The sequence below is a fragment of the Sphingobium yanoikuyae genome (assembly GCF_034424525.1).
In the GTDB taxonomy this organism is placed as follows: Bacteria; Pseudomonadota; Alphaproteobacteria; order Sphingomonadales; family Sphingomonadaceae; genus Sphingobium; species Sphingobium yanoikuyae.
In genome coordinates this window covers 161,429-179,428 of the sequence record NZ_CP139979.1, presented here as the reverse complement: position 1 = coordinate 179,428, position 18,000 = coordinate 161,429, and the positions used below count along the sequence as shown (strand labels likewise).

The 18,000-nt window shown below is 61.0% G+C and carries 22 protein-coding genes and 2 pseudogenes; 6 read left to right on the top strand and 18 right to left on the bottom strand.

What is annotated here, in order from left to right:
• Window positions 1-25 precede the first annotated feature (25 nt).
• From tnpB to U0025_RS00875, 5 genes and pseudogenes are all read right to left on the bottom strand, one after another.
• Window positions 26-352: an IS66 family insertion sequence element accessory protein TnpB gene (tnpB, locus tag U0025_RS00895; RefSeq protein WP_206434212.1), complete on the bottom strand. Its 327-nt coding sequence runs from the start codon at window positions 350-352 to the stop codon at window positions 26-28.
• A gap of 26 nt (window positions 353-378) precedes the next feature.
• A complete protein-coding gene (gene tnpA, locus U0025_RS00890) occupies window positions 379-807 on the bottom strand; it encodes an IS66-like element accessory protein TnpA (RefSeq protein WP_279731898.1) in 429 nt (142 codons plus the stop codon).
• Between the two features lie 407 nt (window positions 808-1,214).
• Window positions 1,215-1,472, bottom strand: coding sequence for a hypothetical protein (locus U0025_RS00885; protein WP_323156747.1), 258 nt, complete (start codon window positions 1,470-1,472; stop codon window positions 1,215-1,217).
• Window positions 1,473-2,234: 762 nt separating this feature from the next.
• On the bottom strand, window positions 2,235-2,417 hold the full coding sequence (locus U0025_RS00880) for a hypothetical protein (protein ID WP_004210553.1): 183 nt from the start codon (window positions 2,415-2,417) through the stop codon (window positions 2,235-2,237).
• A gap of 681 nt (window positions 2,418-3,098) precedes the next feature.
• A pseudogene (locus U0025_RS00875) lies at window positions 3,099-3,521 on the bottom strand (MobA/MobL family protein); the annotation flags it as partial.
• Between the two features lie 20 nt (window positions 3,522-3,541).
• Between U0025_RS00875 and U0025_RS00870 the strand changes: the two are divergent.
• On the top strand, window positions 3,542-3,709 hold the full coding sequence (locus U0025_RS00870; protein ID WP_004210551.1) for a DUF6771 family protein: 168 nt from the start codon (window positions 3,542-3,544) through the stop codon (window positions 3,707-3,709).
• 14 nt (window positions 3,710-3,723) lie between these two features.
• Here U0025_RS00870 and U0025_RS00865 read toward each other — a convergent pair whose 3' ends face one another.
• The 3 genes from U0025_RS00865 to U0025_RS00855 are packed head-to-tail and all read right to left on the bottom strand — an operon-like array spanning window position 3,724 to window position 5,846.
• Window positions 3,724-4,653 carry a hypothetical protein gene (locus tag U0025_RS00865; protein ID WP_004210550.1) on the bottom strand — a complete coding sequence of 310 codons (930 nt, stop codon included), beginning with the start codon at window positions 4,651-4,653 and terminating at the stop codon, window positions 3,724-3,726.
• A gap of 60 nt (window positions 4,654-4,713) precedes the next feature.
• On the bottom strand, window positions 4,714-4,962 hold the full coding sequence (locus tag U0025_RS00860) for a hypothetical protein (RefSeq protein ID WP_004210549.1): 249 nt from the start codon (window positions 4,960-4,962) through the stop codon (window positions 4,714-4,716).
• On the bottom strand, window positions 4,959-5,846 hold the full coding sequence (locus tag U0025_RS00855) for an ArdC family protein (RefSeq protein WP_004210547.1): 888 nt from the start codon (window positions 5,844-5,846) through the stop codon (window positions 4,959-4,961). Before U0025_RS00855 ends, U0025_RS00860 begins: the two co-directional genes overlap by 4 nt.
• Before the next feature lie 424 nt (window positions 5,847-6,270).
• On the opposite strand from U0025_RS00855, the gene U0025_RS00850 reads away from it, so the two are divergent.
• The 3 genes and pseudogenes from U0025_RS00850 to U0025_RS00840 all read left to right on the top strand — a co-directional run.
• Window positions 6,271-7,334 (top strand): IS630 family transposase gene (locus U0025_RS00850; RefSeq protein ID WP_086012825.1). Its coding sequence is split into 2 segments (ribosomal slippage): window positions 6,271-6,762 and window positions 6,765-7,334, totalling 1,062 coding nucleotides; the frame shifts between segments, so codons are not numbered across the junction.
• A 219-nt stretch (window positions 7,335-7,553) separates the two neighbouring features.
• Window positions 7,554-7,787, top strand: a complete 234-nt coding sequence (locus U0025_RS00845) for a helix-turn-helix transcriptional regulator (protein ID WP_004210544.1) — start codon at window positions 7,554-7,556, stop codon at window positions 7,785-7,787.
• 295 nt (window positions 7,788-8,082) lie between these two features.
• Window positions 8,083-8,283, top strand: a pseudogene (locus U0025_RS00840) (tyrosine-type recombinase/integrase); the annotation flags it as partial.
• 136 nt (window positions 8,284-8,419) lie between these two features.
• Here the strand turns inward: U0025_RS00840 and cydB are convergent.
• From cydB to U0025_RS00800, 8 genes are read right to left on the bottom strand one after another with little or no spacing between them, the layout of a single operon-like run.
• A complete protein-coding gene (cydB, locus tag U0025_RS00835; RefSeq protein ID WP_004210541.1) occupies window positions 8,420-9,418 on the bottom strand; it encodes a cytochrome d ubiquinol oxidase subunit II in 999 nt (332 codons plus the stop codon).
• Window positions 9,415-10,809, bottom strand: a complete 1,395-nt coding sequence (locus U0025_RS00830; protein WP_004210540.1) for a cytochrome ubiquinol oxidase subunit I — start codon at window positions 10,807-10,809, stop codon at window positions 9,415-9,417. The genes cydB and U0025_RS00830 overlap by 4 nt, the downstream gene beginning before the upstream one ends.
• 12 nt (window positions 10,810-10,821) lie before the next feature.
• Window positions 10,822-11,607: a sulfite exporter TauE/SafE family protein gene (locus tag U0025_RS00825; protein WP_004210539.1), complete on the bottom strand. Its 786-nt coding sequence runs from the start codon at window positions 11,605-11,607 to the stop codon at window positions 10,822-10,824.
• 3 nt (window positions 11,608-11,610) lie between these two features.
• The gene (locus tag U0025_RS00820) at window positions 11,611-13,194 is read right to left on the bottom strand and encodes a bifunctional protein tyrosine phosphatase family protein/NAD(P)/FAD-dependent oxidoreductase (RefSeq protein WP_004210537.1); all 1,584 of its coding nucleotides are present in this window, start codon (window positions 13,192-13,194) and stop codon (window positions 11,611-11,613) included.
• Window positions 13,195-13,231: 37 nt separating this feature from the next.
• Window positions 13,232-13,642, bottom strand: a complete 411-nt coding sequence (locus U0025_RS00815) for a DUF6691 family protein (protein ID WP_004210536.1) — start codon at window positions 13,640-13,642, stop codon at window positions 13,232-13,234.
• Window positions 13,639-13,845, bottom strand: coding sequence for a YgaP family membrane protein (locus U0025_RS00810; protein ID WP_004210535.1), 207 nt, complete (start codon window positions 13,843-13,845; stop codon window positions 13,639-13,641). Before U0025_RS00810 ends, U0025_RS00815 begins: the two co-directional genes overlap by 4 nt.
• Before the next feature lie 16 nt (window positions 13,846-13,861).
• Entirely contained in the window at window positions 13,862-14,311 is a 450-nt protein-coding gene (locus tag U0025_RS00805) for a YeeE/YedE family protein (protein WP_037490984.1), read from the bottom strand.
• Window positions 14,308-15,225: an MBL fold metallo-hydrolase gene (locus tag U0025_RS00800; protein WP_004210532.1), complete on the bottom strand. Its 918-nt coding sequence runs from the start codon at window positions 15,223-15,225 to the stop codon at window positions 14,308-14,310. The genes U0025_RS00805 and U0025_RS00800 overlap by 4 nt, the downstream gene beginning before the upstream one ends.
• 87 nt (window positions 15,226-15,312) lie before the next feature.
• Between U0025_RS00800 and U0025_RS00795 the strand changes: the two genes are divergently transcribed.
• The gene (locus U0025_RS00795) at window positions 15,313-15,936 is read left to right on the top strand and encodes a peroxiredoxin (protein WP_004210531.1); all 624 of its coding nucleotides are present in this window, start codon (window positions 15,313-15,315) and stop codon (window positions 15,934-15,936) included.
• Window positions 15,933-16,325 (top strand): ArsR/SmtB family transcription factor, encoded by a 393-nt coding sequence (locus tag U0025_RS00790; RefSeq protein ID WP_004210530.1) that lies wholly within the window; start codon window positions 15,933-15,935, stop codon window positions 16,323-16,325. Before U0025_RS00795 ends, U0025_RS00790 begins: the two co-directional genes overlap by 4 nt.
• Window positions 16,326-16,839: 514 nt before the next feature.
• Here the strand turns inward: U0025_RS00790 and U0025_RS00785 are convergent.
• Both U0025_RS00785 and U0025_RS00780 read right to left on the bottom strand, forming a co-directional pair.
• Complete coding sequence (locus U0025_RS00785) at window positions 16,840-17,628, bottom strand: SDR family oxidoreductase (RefSeq protein ID WP_004210529.1); 789 nt, start codon at window positions 17,626-17,628, stop codon at window positions 16,840-16,842.
• Window positions 17,625-17,954 carry a nuclear transport factor 2 family protein gene (locus U0025_RS00780; protein ID WP_004210528.1) on the bottom strand — a complete coding sequence of 110 codons (330 nt, stop codon included), beginning with the start codon at window positions 17,952-17,954 and terminating at the stop codon, window positions 17,625-17,627. Before U0025_RS00780 ends, U0025_RS00785 begins: the two co-directional genes overlap by 4 nt.
• Between the last annotated feature and the right edge of the window lie 46 nt (window positions 17,955-18,000).

The window sequence follows — 18,000 nt, the reverse complement described above, 5'->3', positions numbered from 1 at the left end:
AGTGAATCAGTAGGCGAAGGCCCCGTCAACCGGCAATCTGCGGGACAATGGGACGGCGTCCACCGTGCACTCTGCGCCAGTCCAGACCCTCCAGAAGGGCACCGAGTTGCGCCGAGGTCAGGCGCATCACGCCGTCCTGGATGCCCGGCCACTTGAAGCCACCGGTCTCGAGCTTCTTGGCCATCAGACACAGGCCCGTGCCGTCCCACCAGACCAGCTTGATCCGGTCCGAACGCTTCGCCCGGAACACGTAGATCACGCCCGAATAGGGATCGCCGCCGTACTCGGCTCCGACCAGCGCGGCCAGGGCGTCAGGTCCCTTGCGGAAATCCACCGGGCGCGTCGCGACCATCACGCGCGCGCCAGCCCCAGGTCCTATCATCGCGTCGCCTTGAGCGCTTCGATCACCGCGGCAATCACACCGACGTCGGCACTGCGGCCGATCTTCACTGCCACACCGTCGATCTCCAGCTCGACAGCTGCAGCTGCTGCGCAACGTCGACGGCGGGGACGCCGCGTGGGAGCAGGACCGGACACCGCGCTGGGCTCGATTACGGCAGGCACGAACGCGACCGCTTCCGGCTCTTCCGAAGGCAGGATCCCCCCCTTGGCCTCGAGCTGCTTGCGCAAATCCCGCCGCCACGCGTAAACCTGAGAGGGATCGAGCCCATGCCGGCGAGCCACGGCACTGACCCCGTCCCGGCCCGAATAGCACTCTGCAACAATCGAGGCCTTCACTTCGGGCGGCCACTCTCGCCGCTTGCCCGCGCCCGTAAACACCTCGAACCGCTGCGCGCCCTTGCTCACAGGATCATCACCCGAGATTATCATAGTAGCAGCGCACTCCAGCCCAATCAGGGCGCGGAAACTCGGCGCTACGCTTCAAACGCGCAAGGTGGGGGCAGAACAGCGCTTACGAATGAGGGAAACGGAATTCATGATCACCTCGCTTCTCAGGATTAAGGCTGGGAGCGCTTGCGGTTTGTCGATCAAGGAAAGGTGAGCCCGACGCGGCCGAAAATTTGCGGACCTTCGGGAGTTCGTGCCGGGCTCAAGTCTCGGGTAGCAGCGCTTCATGAGTAGCGCCAGACCCATCACGAGAAGGTGTTCCTGACGCGCGCCGCTATGACGTTGAACCTCGGCAGGAACGCGCGGATAGTATGGATGTCGGCAATCCAGATCAAGCGTGACGTGCGGGCCTTGCGCAGCTCAAATTAACGCTCCTCACTCGCAGGCCTCGGTTTAGAAGCGCTATCGATTGCTCGAATTTGGTTGATCAGCGCTGATCTCAGCGTGTCTGGGTTGTCCGGAAACTCCGCTTTCAATTCCGAAATGACCAACTCGACCGCTACATTCAAAAATACCGGGCGAGCAACAGCACCTGTTGATAGCGAACCAAAAAACTCAGCATATTCGCGCGCATGCCGCTGGAATAATTCATCAGAGTTGCGGGTTGAATGAACCATGGCCACGCCCCCTTTCCAAACCCGGATGGATAGTCTTGCCAGAAGTATTGCTCAGCGCAATCCGTAAAAATGCCCCGTAGCAAGCAGTCGCGAGTGAGCCGGGGGGGGCAGATCGACAAGCCAGAAAGGGCAGCAGAATGCCTAAGACGATACTCTTCAATTCTGATCAGTTCCGGAAAGAAGGCTTAGAAATTGAGACCTAACGGCCCACCTGAGAACCTCTCAGGTGGGCCTTGCAGCTGGTTGGGAGCCAAACCCCAACGGCTTCGATTTAGAGATTTACGGCTCATATTTCTGTAACGATCATAGTTAATGGCAGGCCCAAAAATTGTTCGCGCCCGAAACTATGGATGTCCCGATCTGCTAAGCGGCATGAGAGCAAGGTGTGGTGCCAAAACCTAACGGCGTGACGTTTGGGGAAAAGCATAAGCCAAGCGACCCCATCCAAATCCCGACAGGTCGCACAACTTGTAAGATAAGGATGGGGTCTCCGCGTCAAGGACGGGCTGCGACCTTCACGACAGATGCCGCTCCACTAATCGTTAATTACAACATTGTAAATTAATCGAAATTAAGATTTGCGGTCTTGATGCAATAAACCTCGATCGGATGCAGGCTGACAAGAGGTTCCATTGCAGAATTGTGGCCACTACGAAAAGCCCCGCTCGATCGCTCGGCGGGGCTAGTGTGGGAGGGTGACGAGCAAGGGGGCTTCGTCACCGGCCGCTAAAGCAGGGTTATGTTACGACGATGTGGCAGATCAAACGTCTAGGCCAATTCAAGATTTTTGTCCTGGTCAGAATCCGCCTCCATTGAGCGAACGTGCTTGAGATAGTTGGCCGCCAGAGCGAGATGAACCCGCTTGGCTGACGGGTCGCTGGTCATGTTGGCTTTCCGGATCTCCGTCCTCGCACGGCGCTCATAATAGGCTTTGTCCGAAATTCTGCGCATTTTGCTCCTCCTTGAGTTGAACAAAAGCGACCTCGTTAGAAGGGCGCCATCCCAGGCTGCGAACCTTGGGACGCCCGGAATTTACCAAAAAGCCAAACGATTCTTCAAGGGGACTTTCCACGAAAAGGCCCCGCAGCGAATGATCGCGCGGGGCCAGTCCGGGGAGGGTGACGAGGTAAGGGCCTTGTCACCATCTCCACAGCATGTTTCGGTTGCGGCTTGATGGCAACAAGTAAAAAGCCCCGCTCTGATTGCTCGAGCGGGGCCTAGTCGAGAAGGTGCAAGCAGCGTGGCAAACTTGCTTTGCTACTACACCCGTAAACTGTGATCGTTCCACAAAAACCCCGCTGCGAGCTGGTGGGGCGGGGTTTGTAATCTGGGTAATGTTGAGCTGCGGTGGAAGGCAGATGCTCACCGCCGCTAGCTATTCAGCCGTCACAAACTCTGCGTTGCTCATTGTTCGCCTCCCGCTTCTGGAAGCTCTTATGACATCGCAGTCGACGAAAGCGCCAGCCTGCTGATCTTTCAGCCCGGTTCAATTGCTGAGCCGAAAGGCTTATCACAGCGGACCTACGTCATTCCGACGGGAAGCGGCTTTAAAAAGGGATCTCATTTCAGCGAGTGTCGTCCCGCCGTTGAAAAGTTCAGGGGCGCGCGTAAGGTTAGATATCAATCTCGGATCAGCATCACATGGGCATGGGGCTTGGCTAGTCCATCGGCGCCGATATCCCAATGGACATTGAGATCGGCGACCATGCCGACATCGACAAATTCGCGCTGGACGAAGTCTCGGGCCAGGGCGATGCCGTCAGCCTCCGGCATTTCTCGGAGAATGACGAACTCCACTTCGCGCGCCAGCTGCGCGTCCTTGCGGATCTCGGCGGCCTCGACATCATTCCACAGCTGCTCGCGCTCGCGCCATTGCTCTGGCGCACCATCTGGCAGCAGCACTTCGCTGTGGACGACGCCGGCCTTGTTAGAGAAGTCATGATCGCGCCCAAACAGCATATCGAACAGCGAGGAGCCTGAGCGATAGGCTGCCGAGGCGGCCGCCGAGGAGCCGGCGGCGCAGGTTCGCGGCCGATGCATTGCCTCAACAGCCATGACAGCGCATAGGCGCTGCCATGAGTGAACAGATGCAAGCCGCCATTCTCGCCGTGATCGAGCGCGCGCCGCAGTGGATCAGGCAGGACCTGACGTCGAAGGATCCGGCGGCCCGCACCCGTGCGGAAGAGTCGCTGGCGATGATCATTGCCGACGCCATCAGAAAGCAGGCCGAACAGCCTGAATGATCAGGTCCAGGTGATCAGGCGATAACGCCGGCGGTGCGCTTCAATTCAGCGATGCGTTCGGCGCACACTTCATGCACGACCCGGCCCAGTTCCTCGACCTGTTTGCCAAGCCAGCTGAGTTCCTCTTCGCTGATCTTGTAATGCTTGGAATAGCGGGCCTTCACATAGGCTTCCTTGAGCTTCTCGAACCGCGCCCGATCGATATGTCGCTCACTTGGCCAGACATAGGCCAGCCGCCGGTCGATCCGCTCCGCCTGTGTGCGCAGGAAAGCGAGATTGTGAACATGTGGCGTATAGGAGCAGCAGACCAGAAGGACGCAGTGATAGAGGCGTTCCGCAGATTGGTGGAGAATGAACGCTGCATCCTTATTCCAGCCACGCTTTAGGTCATCGCCAAAGTTGATGTGCGCGCGCATCGCGCTCGGATACCACTCGTCAAAATATTCCTGCGCCATGGCCAGCGCCTTATCGGGCGTCTTGGGCTTGGGGGTGTGCAGTTCCTTGTCGTCGCTCTCGTAAAGCGCGATGCCGTCCCTGGCGACGTCCATGAAGAAATAGCGGCCATGGGCAAGGCCATCATTCACTTCCTGGAGGGTGTGGACGATGAAATTGACCGGCGTCTTGAGCGTGGCGGTGATACCATATTCGCGCATCAGACGCTCATCGACTGCGAGCCAATATTTGACGCGGTCGGTCAGCCGCTGATCGTTGACGATGATCAGCAGATCATAGTCGGACTTGTAGCCCTTTGCTGTGTGCGGCTCATCGACCCAGCTGCCCCGGGCATAGCTGCCATAGAGGATGATCTTCTGGATGCGGCCCTTCTTGCGCCACGCCTGGGTGGCTAGCGCCAGCCCGTCCTCGAATTCCTCGAAGATGATCTGCACGACGCGCGCGAGTTCACGCTGCTTGTCGGCGGGAAGATGATCGAGATCGTTACGCATGGTGCAAGCACCCTGTCGGACCGATCGCCCGATGGCAAGCCGTCGGGCGCGGCGGGTTGATCACAGGCGAAATGAAAGCCGTCGCCACCATGGTTCGGGCTCGCGCAAGGTCCGCAGGAAAACACGCAGCGCGGCGGCAAACTCCTCCTCGGCCTGCTCGACGCTGATGCCGTGCCGTTCGGCAAGCTGGGCATAGGTCAGATCCTCCATGCGAATGTCGAAGAATATGGTGCGCTGAAGCGCCGTCATGCGGCGGAGCGATCGACGCCCGCTCCGCAGGAAGACGCGCAAGGGAAGTTTGTCGGTCATGCCGCTGCCCCTTCCATGCCCAGCAGATAATCGGCCGCCTTGCTGGCCGCGCTTGCCGCCTTGAAGATCGCCCGCTCATCCTCGCGCAGGACGGCAAGCCAGGAACCGATATAGTCGCTGTGCCGGACGGTGGGCACGATCCCCAGCGACGCGCAGGTAAAAGCGCTGGCCATCTCGGCGACCAGTTCCTCTTTTGCGTAGAGCGCTGTGCCAAACCCGCCCGACTGATCGCGCGCCAACCTGCTGCGATGGCCCGTCCAATGACCCATCTCGTGAAGTGCCGTGCGAAACCAATTGATCGGCTCATGGAAAGCCGCCTGAGGCGGCACGGCGACATAGTCACCGGACGGAGAATAATAGGCCTCGCCGCCGCCGATGCGGAAGTCCGCCCCGCTGTTTCGGATCAGGCTGTCGGCCTCGGCGATCGACACCAGCGGCCCGGGCAGTTCGGGCACATGGAACAACTCTTCGGGCAGCCCCTCGCACTGATCGATATTGAAGACGGTAAAGCGCTTCAAGAACGCAATCGTCCGTGCCTCGCGATCCTCTTGGCCCGCTCGCTCTTCCTCGGCCTTGGGAATGAACCGATCCGCATAGCAGATGACGCTGCCCTTCTCGCCCTTGCGGACATGGCCCCCAGCCGCTTCGGCCTGCCGATAGGTGAGCCAGCGCTGACCGGTAAAGCCGCGTTCGATCACGGTGGCCCACAGGATCAGGATATTGATGCCCGAATAGCGCCGCCCGGTGACGGCATTGTGCGGCATGGTGCAGGGACAGGCACTGCTGTCCCATGGCTTCACCCAGGGAAGATGCCCAGCTTCCAGTTCAGCGATGATCCGGGAGGTGACTTCGCCATAGATGCTCTGGCGTTCGGTATTACCCATGTTCCTAACTCCTTCTTCACACCGCAACCGGCGCCGGAAGGGCGAAGGCGGGTGGCAGGAGCGGTCCATCAGCGCCGCCGGGAGCGGCGGCCTGCACCCGCAGGGCCGCAATGGACATGGAGGACCTCGGCGCAGCCGGGGTTGCAGGACGCCGAGGCGGGGCTAGGGACAAGCGACGCCCGCCTTTGCCCGTCCGATGCCGGAGGCCAACGCCATCGCGCGAAGCGCGATGACCGCATGGCGGCACGCAGCGCCGCCCCGACCCGAATCAGATGCTATGCGCGCGGCCCGCCGCGCGCGCCACAGCCACCAAATCAATCAGCTCAAAACGTCTCATACCGACCTCCAGTGATGCTGACTCACGAGGGGGATTCCCAAGGCGCTGAATTTCTGAATCTATGGCTTCCCGTTGGAGGGCATGGCTATGGGTGCAGCGATCGGATTGCGGGACGACTTTGACGCGGTGGGCTTGAGGCGACTGGCGCGTGCGACCAGGAGCGCGAACCAGGGACGGCGGCTGCTGGCCTTGGCGGAAATTTATGATGGTGGGAGCCGCAGCGATGCCGCGCGGATTGGTGGCGTGACGTTGCAGATCGTGCGCGACTGGGTGGTGCGCTTCAATGCCCGGGGGCCGGACGGACTCCTCGACGGGAAGGCGCCGGGCAAGTCCCCGTTGTTGAACGATGCCCAGCGTCGGGCTCTTGCGGAGATCGTTGAAAGCGGCCCGATCCCGGCGATCCATGGAGTTGTTCGCTGGCGGCTGATTGATCTGGTGCGGTGGCTCCATGGCGAGTTTGGTGTGTCCCTGACGGAAACGACTGTGGGGCGGGAGCTGAAGAAGCTGGGCTATGTCAAACTGACGGCACGCCCGCGTCACCATGCCCAGAACGAATATGCGATGGAGGACTTTAAAAAGGGGGCTTTGCAGCCGAGCTGGCAAAGATCAAAGCCGCCCTCCCGCGTGGCACGCCGATAGAGGTCTGGTTCCAGGACGAGGCCCGGATCGGCCAGAAAAACAAGATCACCCGGCGCTGGGCCAGGCGTGGCACCCGGCCGTCGGCACCCAAGGACCAGAGGACGAAATCGGCCTACATCTTCGGTGCCATCTGCCCCGAACTCGGCAAGGGGGCGGGCCTGATCCTCCCGTTCTGCAACACCCAGACCATGTCGCTGCACCTGACGGAGATATCGCTCGCTATCGAGCCAGGTGCCCACGGTGTTGTGTTGATGGATCAAGCCGGGTGGCACATGACCGGAAAGCTGGAAGTGCCAGAGAATATCAGCATCATTCCGCTGCCCCCGAAATGCCCCGAACCCAACCCGGTCGAAAATATCTGGCAGTTCATGCGGGATAACTGGCTGTCCAACCGGATCTTCATATCCCACGACAACATCATCGACCTTTGCTGCGAAGCCTGGAACAAGCTGGTCGATCAGCCGTGGCGCATCATGACTATCGGACGCCGTAAATGGGCGCGTGGGTCGTGATCAATGCATCTTGGTATCAGCCGGTGGAGCCGGCGAGGCATCAGCCAGACATCATCAAATTATTTTGATGGCCGTTTTTTGCGCCTGGGTGCGCCTCGGCTTGCCGGGGTTCGACAAGGCCGAATTGGCCCATTCTCAGGCGGTTGACGTGCGGCGACCGCCAAACAATCCTTGGGATCAGGCGCGCTCATGTCACCACTCAAGAGATGGAAAACGACCATGATCTCTCAGCCACCCGATCGCATAATCCGGCTCAACACGGTCCTAGATCGGACCGGGCTCAGTCGGGCGACACTCTATCGGAAGGTCCAGGCCGGAACCTTTCCCAAGCAGGTCCGTATCGCCACGCGCTGCATGGGATGGCGAGAATCCGCCATCAACGACTGGATGCGCAATCCCATGTTCTGGACGGTCGAGGATGCCGACAAGCGGCAAAACACGTCGTCATTATAAGGTCATCGATGCCCATCACATCAAGCCTGTCGCTCCCCTCCCCCTCGGAGCGGCACCTCCCTGAACTATGGTCCTGCCGGGAGATTTTCTCCGGCCGGATTACTTTTATCAATTTGGGACGGGAGTGGGGCTGCTAACGGCAAGGGATGGGACTTTTCGGAAGGGCGGCTTTCGAGAACTTGCCCTAGAAATGCGGCCATTCACAGGATTGCAGAAGGCTTCCGTCGGAGGGCAGCAACGCGCCCATCCAAGCCGCTCAATTGGAAAAGTATCGCGCCTACGAGCGGCCAGTCCGGTTACAGGAGTAGGTTTGATGCGAAGCGAGTATGGTACCCATTCGCTCCGGCGAACGAAGGCATCGATCATCTACAGGGCGACCGGCAATCTACGGGCTGTCCAGATCCTGCTCGGCCACAGCAAGATCGAAAATACGGTGCGCTATCTTGGGATCGACGAAGAAGACGCGCTCGCCCTCGCTGAAAATATCGAAATTTGAGTGTTGGCTCCTTGCCTATGGCGAGGGGCCATTTAGCGTAGCCACCAGCGGAGCAGTCCTCCCACAAGCGCCAGCGCGGAAACGCTCGCAGCCCAGATGCCGACGAACCAACCGAGACGGCTCAGCAACAGGCGCATCAGTGATATCCTTCCGTGCCAACCTTGCCGCGAAAGACCCAGTAGGACCAAGCCGTGTATGCCAGGATCACGGGCACCATGATCGAGGCTCCGACCAGCATGAACACCTGACTGCGGACGGGCGCTGCCGCTTCCCAGATCGTAACCCGCGCCGGGACGACGTCGGGCCAGATCGAGACGCCGAGCCCGACCAGGCACAGTCCGAACAGGGCCAGCGCCCAGAAAAACGGCTGTGCGTCGCGCTTCAACCGCAGACTCCGGTAGAAGAGGAATATCGCTATAAGCGTAGCAAGCGGCACCTGCGCAGTTGCGAGCACGCCGGGGAAGCTCAGCCAACGATGATAGTATTGCGTCTCGAGCCGTAGCGTCGCGAGACTGATGGCGCCGATCATGATGAGCAAGCCGATCCCAAGCCGTCCGGCGTAGGTCACCGCCTGCCGCTGCAGGCCGCCTTCGGTCTTCCAGTTGAGCCAGCAAGTCCCGAGCAGGGCATAGCCGATGAGCAGGCCGACGCCCGTCAGCAGGCTGAACGGCGACAGCCATTCCCACCAGCCACCGGCATAGCTGCGCCCCCGGACCGTGATGCCCTGCAGCAGCGCGCCCAGCGCAATGCCTTGCGCGAAGGTGGCGATGACCGACCCCGTCGTGAACGCCTTGTCCCAGAAGGCCCGATGTGCCGGATCGCGCCAGCGGAACTCGAATGCCACGCCGCGGAATACAAGCCCAAGCAGCATCGCGATCATCGGCGCGTACAACGCAGGAAGGATGATGGCATAGGCCAGGGGAAATGCCGCGAACAGGCCGCCGACGCCCATTACCAGCCAGGTTTCGTTGCCGTCCCAGACCGGCGCGATGCTGTTCATCGCGGTGTCGCGGTCCTGCCCAACCTTGAAGAACGGAAACAGGATGCCGATGCCAAGATCGAAGCCGTCCATCACGACATAAGCGATGATCGCAAAGCCGATGATGCAGGCCCAGATGACAGTGAGGTCGATCATGCCGAAGCTCCCTCGATGATGGCCGGCGCCGGGGTGATTCCCGCGCTGCGGATGGGCGCATCGCCCAGCGGGGTTTCATGCGCCTCGGGCGGCTTCTTCATCAGGTGAAGCAGGTACCAGATACCCATGCCGAACACGGTGAAATAGACGATAACGAATGCCAGCAGCGACGAGGCCACCGCCGGGGCATCGAGCGGCGAAGCGCTCTGCGTGGTCCTGAGCAACCCATAGACCGTGAAGGGTTGCCGCCCGACTTCCGTCACGATCCAGCCGGACAGCACCGCAATCAGTCCCGACGGCCCCATCAGCACGGCGAAGCGATGCAGCAGCGGCCAGTCATAAAGCGCCTTGCGCCAGCGTGCGATGAGGCTCAGGGCGCCGATCCCGAGCATCGCGAACCCGATGCCGACCATCGCCCGGAACGCCCAGAAGACGATGCCGACGGGCGGACGATCAGCCTGCGGCACCGTATCGAGACCCTTCAGGGGCGCATCGGGGTCGTGCTTCAGGATGAGCGAGGATGCCTTGGGTATTTCGATGGCATAATCCACCCGCTGGTTCGCGCTGTTGGGAATGCCGAACAGGATCAAGGGCGCGCCATGCGGATGGCTCTGGAAATGCCCTTCCATCGCCATGACCTTCACCGGCTGATGTTCGAGCGTGTTGAGGCCATGCATGTCGCCCGCGAAAATCTGGACGGGCGCGACGATCGCGGCCATCCACATGGCCATGGAGAACATCTTGCGCGCGCCGGGATTGCTGCGGTCCTTGAGAAGATGCCAGGCACCCACCGCGCCGACGATAAACGCGGTCGTCAGATAGGCGGCAAGGACTGTGTGAAAGAGCCGATAGGGGAAGCTGGGATTGAAGATGATTGTCAGCCAGCTTGGCCCCGGCAGGAACTGGCCGTTGGCGCCGACCTCATAGCCAACGGGCGTTTGCATCCAGCTGTTGACCGACAGGATCCAGAATGCGGAAATAAAAGTCCCCAGCGCGACTGCAAGCGTCGCAACGAAGTGCAGCTTGCGCCCGACCTTATTGATCCCGAACAACATGACCCCGAGGAATCCGGCTTCTAAGAAGAAGGCGGTCAGCACCTCATAGGCCATCAGCGGTCCGATGACAGGTCCCGCCTTGTCCGAGAACACTGACCAGTTGGTGCCGAACTGGTAGGACATGACAATGCCCGAGACGACGCCCATCGCGAACACGACGGCGAAGATCTTCAGCCAGTAGCGAAACAGGTTCGCATAGACGCCCTTGCCGGTCTTCAGCCACAGAGCTTCGAGCACGGCCAGATAGCTTGCCAGCCCGATGGAAAAGGCCGGGAAGAGGAAGTGAAAGCTCACCGTGAAGGCGAATTGCGCCCTTGCGAGAATGATGGCGTCCATGAATATCCCCGTTCAGCTGGCGAGTTCGGACCAGCTCTTGAATAGCATGTAGATGGCAACGACGAGCACGAAGACTGCGAAGAGGCTGTTCAACCGGCCCTTTTCGGCGGCCAGTACCTGCGATGCACGCGTGCCGATGACGCTCCCGACAATGCCGCCCACGATGAACACGCCGGCCAGACCCCAAAGGACGTAGCCCGAAAGCGCATAGTTGAGCGCTGTCGTCAGGCCGAAGGCCGCGACCGCGACGAGCGAGGTGCCGATCGCGCGCAGGATGGGCATGTGGGTCGAGGCGATCAGCCCCGGCACAATGAGGAAACCGCCGCCGATCCCGAAGAAGCCGGAAAAGGCGCCGGTCCCGAGACCATAGCTGACAACCTTGCCGACATTCTCCCGATTGCATCGCGCGCCCTCGACGCCCTGGTCGCCGCGACCGCGAAACATCAGGACTGCCACAACGATCATCAGGATCGCGAACAGGAACAGCAGCTTGTGCCCATCGATGCTCTTGCCGAGCGTTGAGCCGCCGAGCGCACCGACGACGCCGGCAGCAGCATAGATCCCCCCGCACCGCCAGTTCACGGTGCGGGCATGGGCATGGTTCCAGAGGCCAGCAAGCGCATTGGCCGCGACGGCCAATGCACTGGTGCCGATCGCCTCATGCGGATTGCGGACACCTACGAGATAGAGCAGCAGCGGCACGGCGAGGATCGACCCGCCGCCCCCGACAAGCCCGAGGACAAAGCCCACCAGCGCACCTGACAGTCCGCCGAGGGCATATTGAAGCGGCTCAAGCATGGCTCAGTGCGCCGCTTCGATTGCGTGCGGCGCGACCATCCATTCCCGGCCCTTGAGCATGCCATGCCAGTAAACCGGCGGCAGGATGGTGTCCTTGAGGAGCCAGGACAGGCGCGAGGGCCGCGTTCCGTCGATCAGCCAATTGGGAAAGCTGGGCAGCAATTTCCCGCTGTAGCCGAACTCGGCGAGGACGATCTTGCCCGCCTCGACCGTCAGCGGGCAGGACCCGTAGCCGTCATAGTCTGCGACCGGCGGCTTGCCCTCGAGCGCGGCAAGAACATTGACCGCGACGACCGGCGCCTGCTTCCGTGCAGCAGCGGCAGTCTTAGCATTCGAGGCAGAGCAGGCGTCGCCCAATGCAAAGACATTAGGATAGCGCACATGTTGCAGCGTCGCCTCGTTGACCTCGATGAAGCCGGAGGCTGCGGCGAGCGGACTGGTGCGTACGAAATCGGGCGCGACCTGCGGCGGCACGACGTGGATTATGTCAAAGCGCTCCTCGACGCGCCGGGTGTCTTCGCCATCCTTGCGTTCGAACGTCGCCACCTTTGCGCCGCCGTCGATCGCGACGAGCTTCGATTCAAAATTGAGGTGGGCCCCGTAGCGCTCGACATATTCCATCAGCGCCGGAACATAGGCGGCGACGCCGAACAGCACCGCGCCAGCGGTGTGGAACTGGACGTCGATGTCTTGCAGGACGCCCGCCTTTTCCCAGCGATGACAGGAGAGATACATCGCTTTCTGCGGCGCGCCCGCACATTTGATCGGCATCGCCGGTTGGGTAAACAGCGCCCGACCGCTCTTGAATTCCTTCACCAGTCGGTTGGTGTAGGGCGCCAGATCATAGCCATAGTTGGAGGTCACGCCGTTCTTGCCGATTGCATCGGCGAGGCCGGGTATCGCATCCCAGTCCAGTTTAATGCCGGGACAGGCAACGAGAATGCGGTAGCGGACTTCGCTGCCGTCACTGAGGATCACCTTGTTTTCATCCGGAGCAAAGCCTGAGGCGGCGGCCCGGATCCAGGCCACTCGGTTGGGCATGACCTGCGCTTCGGTGCGGCGCGTGAAATCCTTGTGGAAGACACCCGCGCCAACCATCGTCCAGCCAGGCTGATAGTAATGCTCCTCGGAAGGCTCGATCACCGCTATATCCAGCTTGGGATTGCGCTTCAGGAGGCTGGACGCCGTTGCAATCCCGGCCGCGCCACCGCCGACAATCACAACATCGTGAACTCGGGCGCCAGGTGCCGAAGGATTTTGCGATGAGACCAATTCATACAATTTCGTCGATCGTGCGCCGGAGCGACAAAAGGCCAGAATCGGCTTAGGTAGGCGCGCAAGCGCATCCGCCATGGCCGCGACATTCGCATCAGTGATCGCTCCGGAGATTGCGGGGACATAGGCAAAGCGCAGGCCCTGTCGTTCGGCAGCTTCACCTATTTGCGCGGCGGCGATCTGGCCCGGTTCCTCACCGTCGGGTCGATTGCACATGATCGCCTTATAGCCTTGCGCAATGATCGCAGGGATGTCGGCGAGTGCGATCTGCGGGGAGACAGCGAAATCCTGGTTGAGCGGCTTGATGTTCATGGCTTCTCCTCGCTCCCGCTCCGAAGCGGGCCTCTTTTCATTTTGTGGTGATGCGGTGCAAAATCATGCCGGCGAGCATGGCGACCACGAAAATCCCCGCCTCGAATGGCGCGATGGCAAGGTCGGCGAGTGCGGGGCCGGGACATAGGCCCACGATCCCCCAACCGATTCCGAACAGCGACGCTCCACCAAGCAACTTGGCATCTATTAGGCTTGTGCCAGGCAAGTCGAAGGCGTCGCAGGCGATCGGCTTGGGCATCCGCTTCTGGATCAGCCAGGCGATCGCCATAGGCATCATCGCACCAGCCATTACGAAGGCAAGCGTGGGGTCCCACGCCCCGAACAGATCGAGGAAAGCGCGCACGCGCGCGGGGTCAGCCATGCCCGACACGGTGAGCCCCGCTCCGAACAGGAGGCCGGCAAGCAACGATATGGCGGGGATCTTCACTTGGCCCTGCCGCAGGTTGAAAGGCCGAGCGGGCGGTACAGAGGACAGAAGCTGATCGCGCTTGTCAGAAGAAATATAGCTGCGAGGATCGCCAGGGCGACACCGAGGCCGCCGCTGATCGTTCCGGTCCACCAGAGATAAGCGATCACCAAGGCTATGATGGTGCGCAGCACCCGGTCGACCGCTCCCATATTCTTTTTCATGCCCGGTGTCCTCCGACTATCCATTGATGAAACCGAAAGCGCGCATCAGCCCGACGGTGGCGAAGCCGCTGACCATGAAAGTCAGCGTTGCGACCATCGATCGGCGCGAAAGTCGGGAGAGACCGCAGACTCCGTGACCGCTCGTGCAGCCTGAACCAAGGCGCGTGCCGAAACCCACGAGCAGTCCGGCAATGGCCAGTTGCAGGATCGATCCTGTGAAAAGAGGCCTGGCGCCGCTGGAAGTCAGCGTGACGAGCAGCGCTCCCACGGGCAGCCCGATAACAAAGGCGAGCGCGACGGCGCGCGGCGCGCCCCTATCGGCAATGCCCGACGCTCGGGCGAGCATGCCGCTGACGCCAGCAATGCGACCAAGACCGAGGAGCATGATCGCGGCGGCAAGACCGATCAGCAGGCCGCCTGCCAGCCCCGCAACGGGCATGGCATTAGGGAAGCCGGGCAGCATCATACCGCGTTGACCGGGATCTTGAGATAAATGACGCCATTGTCCTCGGCCGGCGGCAAGTGCCCCGCGCGCATGTTCACTTGGACAGAAGGCAGGATCAGGCGCGGCATCGCGAGCGTCTTGTCGCGTGCTTCGCGCATCGCGACGAATTCGTCTTCACTTACCCCTTCATGGATATGGACGTTGGCCTTGCGCTCGGCCTCTACGGTCGTTTCCCAGACATAGTCCTTGCGCCCCTCCGGCAGATAATCGTGGCACATGAAGAGCCGCGTCTCCGGCGGCAGTGACAAAAGCCGCATCGCAGATTGATAGAGGGTGCGGGCATCGCCACCGGGAAAATCGGCGCGCGCCGTGCCGTAGTCGGGCATGAACATGGTATCGCCGACAAAGACGGCGTCACCGATCACGTAAGCAATGCAAGCTGGCGTGTGCCCCGGGACATGCAACACCGTGACATCGAGATTGCCGATGCGGAAACGGTCGCCATCTTTCCAAAGGCGATCGAAGTCCGAGCCGTCGCGCTCGAAGTCGGTACCGGCATTGAACAGCTTGCCGAATGTCTCCTGCACGATGACGATGTGCTCGCCGATGGCGATCTTTCCGCCGATCTTCTGCTGCAGATAGGGCGCGGCCGAGAGGTGATCGGCGTGGGCGTGGGTCTCCAGATGCCAGTCGACGGATAACCCCTTTTCCTTGACGTAGGCGAGCACCGCCTCGGCTGCGGAGAAAGATGTGCGCCCCGAAGCCGGATCATAATCCAGAACGCTGTCGACGATCGCGGCGCGAAGGCTCTCTGGATCGTGCACGACGTAGGTCACCGTGAAGGTCGGCTCGTCGAAGAACGCCTTGATCTGGGGAATGCCAACCTGAGCGGCAGAGATTTGCGACGAGGCTGCTGCAAGCGCGGAGTCGGTCACGGAAAACCTCATGAATTCATATTTACACATATCGTGTAATTGACTAACCCTCTTGCGTCAAGGGGCGGGAGTGTCGAAGGAAGCGCTATGGAAATCGCACAAAGAACGGAGAGCCGGTCACCGCGCATTGGAGAGATCGCGCCGGATTTCCGCGCCCGCTCGACGGGAGGCGAGATCCAGCTTTCCAAGCTGCGCGGACGCTGGGTCCTCTTTTTTTCCCATCCGGCAGACTTCACGCCCGTCTGCAGCACGGAATTCGCTGAACTCGCCCGGCGTCAGTCGGAATTTGAAGCCCTCGAAACGTCACTGTTGGGGCTATCCGTCGATAGCCTTTACTCGCATTTGGCGTGGGTCCGGGCGATCCGTGTGACGCTGGACGCCGATGTCCGCTTTCCCATAATTGAAGATCCGAGCATGGCGATCGGGCGTGCCTATGGCATGATCGATGAGCAATCGGCCGACAGCATGGCGATGCGCTCGACTTTCTTCATCGACCCTGAAGGCGTCATTAGAGCGATTACCTGCTATCCCCATAATGTGGGGCGTTCGGTTGATGAGATGCTGCGGATGCTTAAAGCGTTGAAGGCTGTGAGCAATGCCCAAACCCTGGCTCCTGAAGGATGGCGCGAAGGGAAACCGTTACTCAGTCCCCCATCCGACATTGATGAAGATCGCGAGGACTGGTTCTGCCGCTTCGTGGACGCGCCATGACGGCCGCATTTTACGAGGACCGCGATGCTGCGACCGTCGCATGCGACAAGCTCAAGGTCTTTGCGCAACCTCAGCGCCTCATGATCCTCTCCTGTCTGTTGCGCGGTGAGCGCAACGTGTCGGAAATCGGTGAAGCAACCCAGATCGCTCAGCCAGCACTAAGCCAGCAGCTCGGCGAATTGCGCCGCGCCAATCTCGTTCAAACGCGCAAGGAGGCCAAGTTGGTCTGGTATACGCTTGCCGACGAGGGCGTCGCTTTATGTGTCCGAACGATGGAAGCGATTTTCGGGGGGCTGGGTGAGGTCGACGATCTGCGCCCGCCCTTACATCTGACAAAACGCGCACCATCTCCGGAGGGTGTTGCCGGTTTCGCTCAAATAATCGATTAGAATTACATTGTGCCGATCGACGTAGTGATTGGGCAGGTGTGTTCGAGGCGAGGACTGACCATCAGATCCAACCACCGCGATCGATCGCTTTCCAGCAGAATATGACGTCTACCGGCGCGAATGGGAACGTCTGGCTTTGGTCGGCAGGCGACGCAGCTGAGAGGCAACTATCTCTGTATCTGCGCTCCAAACGCGACCGTCGTCTACCGGCCAGACCCGGGCGTCCAGAATGGGAAAGCGGACCGGCCGCAGCTGCTGATCAAAGAATCGAGGCTGAAGGTCTTATTTGGGTCGGGGCGTGGACGGCTCCCTCGCCGTGTATGGCATCCAAAATCTGCGGGTCGCGGACGGTTAAATCCTGCCGAGGGTGACGACGGACAACCAGCACGCGCCTTGCGCGATCGTCGGAGAGCGGGGCGGACATCGCGCGTCAGCAATATTCGCTCTAGCGACGTGAAAAGCCCCAGCACGGTCGATGAACGTGCTGAGGCTCGCCGGGAGCGTGGCGGTGGCATCAGACGGTACTGATCGTTCCGCCGTCGATGACGAACTCGGCGCCGTGGATCGCGGCAGCGCGGTCGGCTGCAAGATAGGCAATCAGGTCAGCGACCTCATCCGGCTCGGCCCCGCGCCCGATCGAAATGCCGCCAAGGGCATCAAGCACGGACTGTCGCGCATCCTCGGTAGTGCCGCCTCTGGCAGCACGAAGCGTTTCGAGGAAGTCGCCCGCAGCCTCTGTCATGATCCAGCCTGGCGACACGGCGTTGACCCGCACGCCCTTGGGGCCGAGTTCCTTCGAGATCGACTTGCTGTACGTTCTCAAAGCCGCCTTGGCGGCGGCGTAGGCGGTCGTGGACTCGGGCAGTGGCAGGACGGACTGGATCGATGTCACGTGGACCACGGAGCCTCGGCCGCGGTCGATCATCTGCGGTATCAGCAAGCGGTCCAGCCGCACTGTCGCCAGCAGATTGAGATTGAGCGCGGCAAACCAGTCCTTATCGGTTAGCGCGGCAAAGCCACCTGCGGGCGCATGAGAGCCACCCACGACATGGGCGAGGATGTCGATGCCGCCCAGCCGCTCGATTGCCGCTGCGGCCAGCGCTTCACCGCCTTCCGCCGTTGTCAGGTCCGCCTCCACATAGTCGACGCTCGCAATGGGATCCTTGATCGCGCGGGCGGCGGTGATGACCCGCGCCCCGCCGGCGAGGAAGCGTTCGACCGTAGCGCGACCGAGACCCTTGGTCCCGCCACTGACGAGCACCCGCTTGCCAGCGAACTCGATGGGATCGACCGCGATGCTCATACCGTGGTCTCTAACATCTTGATGGCCCCGTCGCTCAGCGTGAAGCGGTAGGTGAAGCGGAGCGGGCTGCCCGGGAAATCGCCGCGGGCGAGACCTTCAAGGATGATGTCGCCACCTTCTTTTCGAACCGCGTCGGGCTCGAAGATCGCCTTCACCGGCATCACTTCTTCTTCGAACAGCTGGCGGATCGCCGCCTGTCCCTCGAAGCGCTTGCCGTTATCGATGAAGACGGCGTCGACCAGGAAGGGCGCTATCATGCCATCCATATCGAGACGGGCGTTCGCGGCGACGAAGTCGGCGATCGGTTTGGGTAAGTTCACGGGCATGGTCATCTCCTCAACAGTGATGAGACCCATTTAGCGATGGACTTTT

Bases quoted from the DNA above. Each gene is read 5' to 3' on its own strand.
- tnpB (WP_206434212.1), bottom strand. From the start codon at position 352: ATGGTCGCGACGCGCCCGGTGGATTTCCGCAAGGGACCTGACGCCCTG.
- U0025_RS00880 (WP_004210553.1), bottom strand. From the start codon at position 2,417: ATGCGCAGAATTTCGGACAAAGCCTATTATGAGCGCCGTGCGAGGACG.
- U0025_RS00870 (WP_004210551.1), top strand. From the start codon at position 3,542: ATGAGTGAACAGATGCAAGCCGCCATTCTCGCCGTGATCGAGCGCGCG.
- U0025_RS00865 (WP_004210550.1), bottom strand. From the start codon at position 4,653: ATGCGTAACGATCTCGATCATCTTCCCGCCGACAAGCAGCGTGAACTC.
- U0025_RS00860 (WP_004210549.1), bottom strand. From the start codon at position 4,962: ATGACCGACAAACTTCCCTTGCGCGTCTTCCTGCGGAGCGGGCGTCGA.
- U0025_RS00855 (WP_004210547.1), bottom strand. From the start codon at position 5,846: ATGGGTAATACCGAACGCCAGAGCATCTATGGCGAAGTCACCTCCCGG.
- U0025_RS00845 (WP_004210544.1), top strand. From the start codon at position 7,554: ATGATCTCTCAGCCACCCGATCGCATAATCCGGCTCAACACGGTCCTA.
- cydB (WP_004210541.1), bottom strand. From the start codon at position 9,418: ATGATCGACCTCACTGTCATCTGGGCCTGCATCATCGGCTTTGCGATC.
- U0025_RS00830 (WP_004210540.1), bottom strand. From the start codon at position 10,809: ATGGACGCCATCATTCTCGCAAGGGCGCAATTCGCCTTCACGGTGAGC.
- U0025_RS00825 (WP_004210539.1), bottom strand. From the start codon at position 11,607: ATGCTTGAGCCGCTTCAATATGCCCTCGGCGGACTGTCAGGTGCGCTG.
- U0025_RS00820 (WP_004210537.1), bottom strand. From the start codon at position 13,194: ATGAACATCAAGCCGCTCAACCAGGATTTCGCTGTCTCCCCGCAGATC.
- U0025_RS00810 (WP_004210535.1), bottom strand. From the start codon at position 13,845: ATGAAAAAGAATATGGGAGCGGTCGACCGGGTGCTGCGCACCATCATA.
- U0025_RS00805 (WP_037490984.1), bottom strand. From the start codon at position 14,311: ATGATGCTGCCCGGCTTCCCTAATGCCATGCCCGTTGCGGGGCTGGCA.
- U0025_RS00795 (WP_004210531.1), top strand. From the start codon at position 15,313: ATGGAAATCGCACAAAGAACGGAGAGCCGGTCACCGCGCATTGGAGAG.
- U0025_RS00790 (WP_004210530.1), top strand. From the start codon at position 15,933: ATGACGGCCGCATTTTACGAGGACCGCGATGCTGCGACCGTCGCATGC.
- U0025_RS00785 (WP_004210529.1), bottom strand. From the start codon at position 17,628: ATGAGCATCGCGGTCGATCCCATCGAGTTCGCTGGCAAGCGGGTGCTC.
- U0025_RS00780 (WP_004210528.1), bottom strand. From the start codon at position 17,954: ATGCCCGTGAACTTACCCAAACCGATCGCCGACTTCGTCGCCGCGAAC.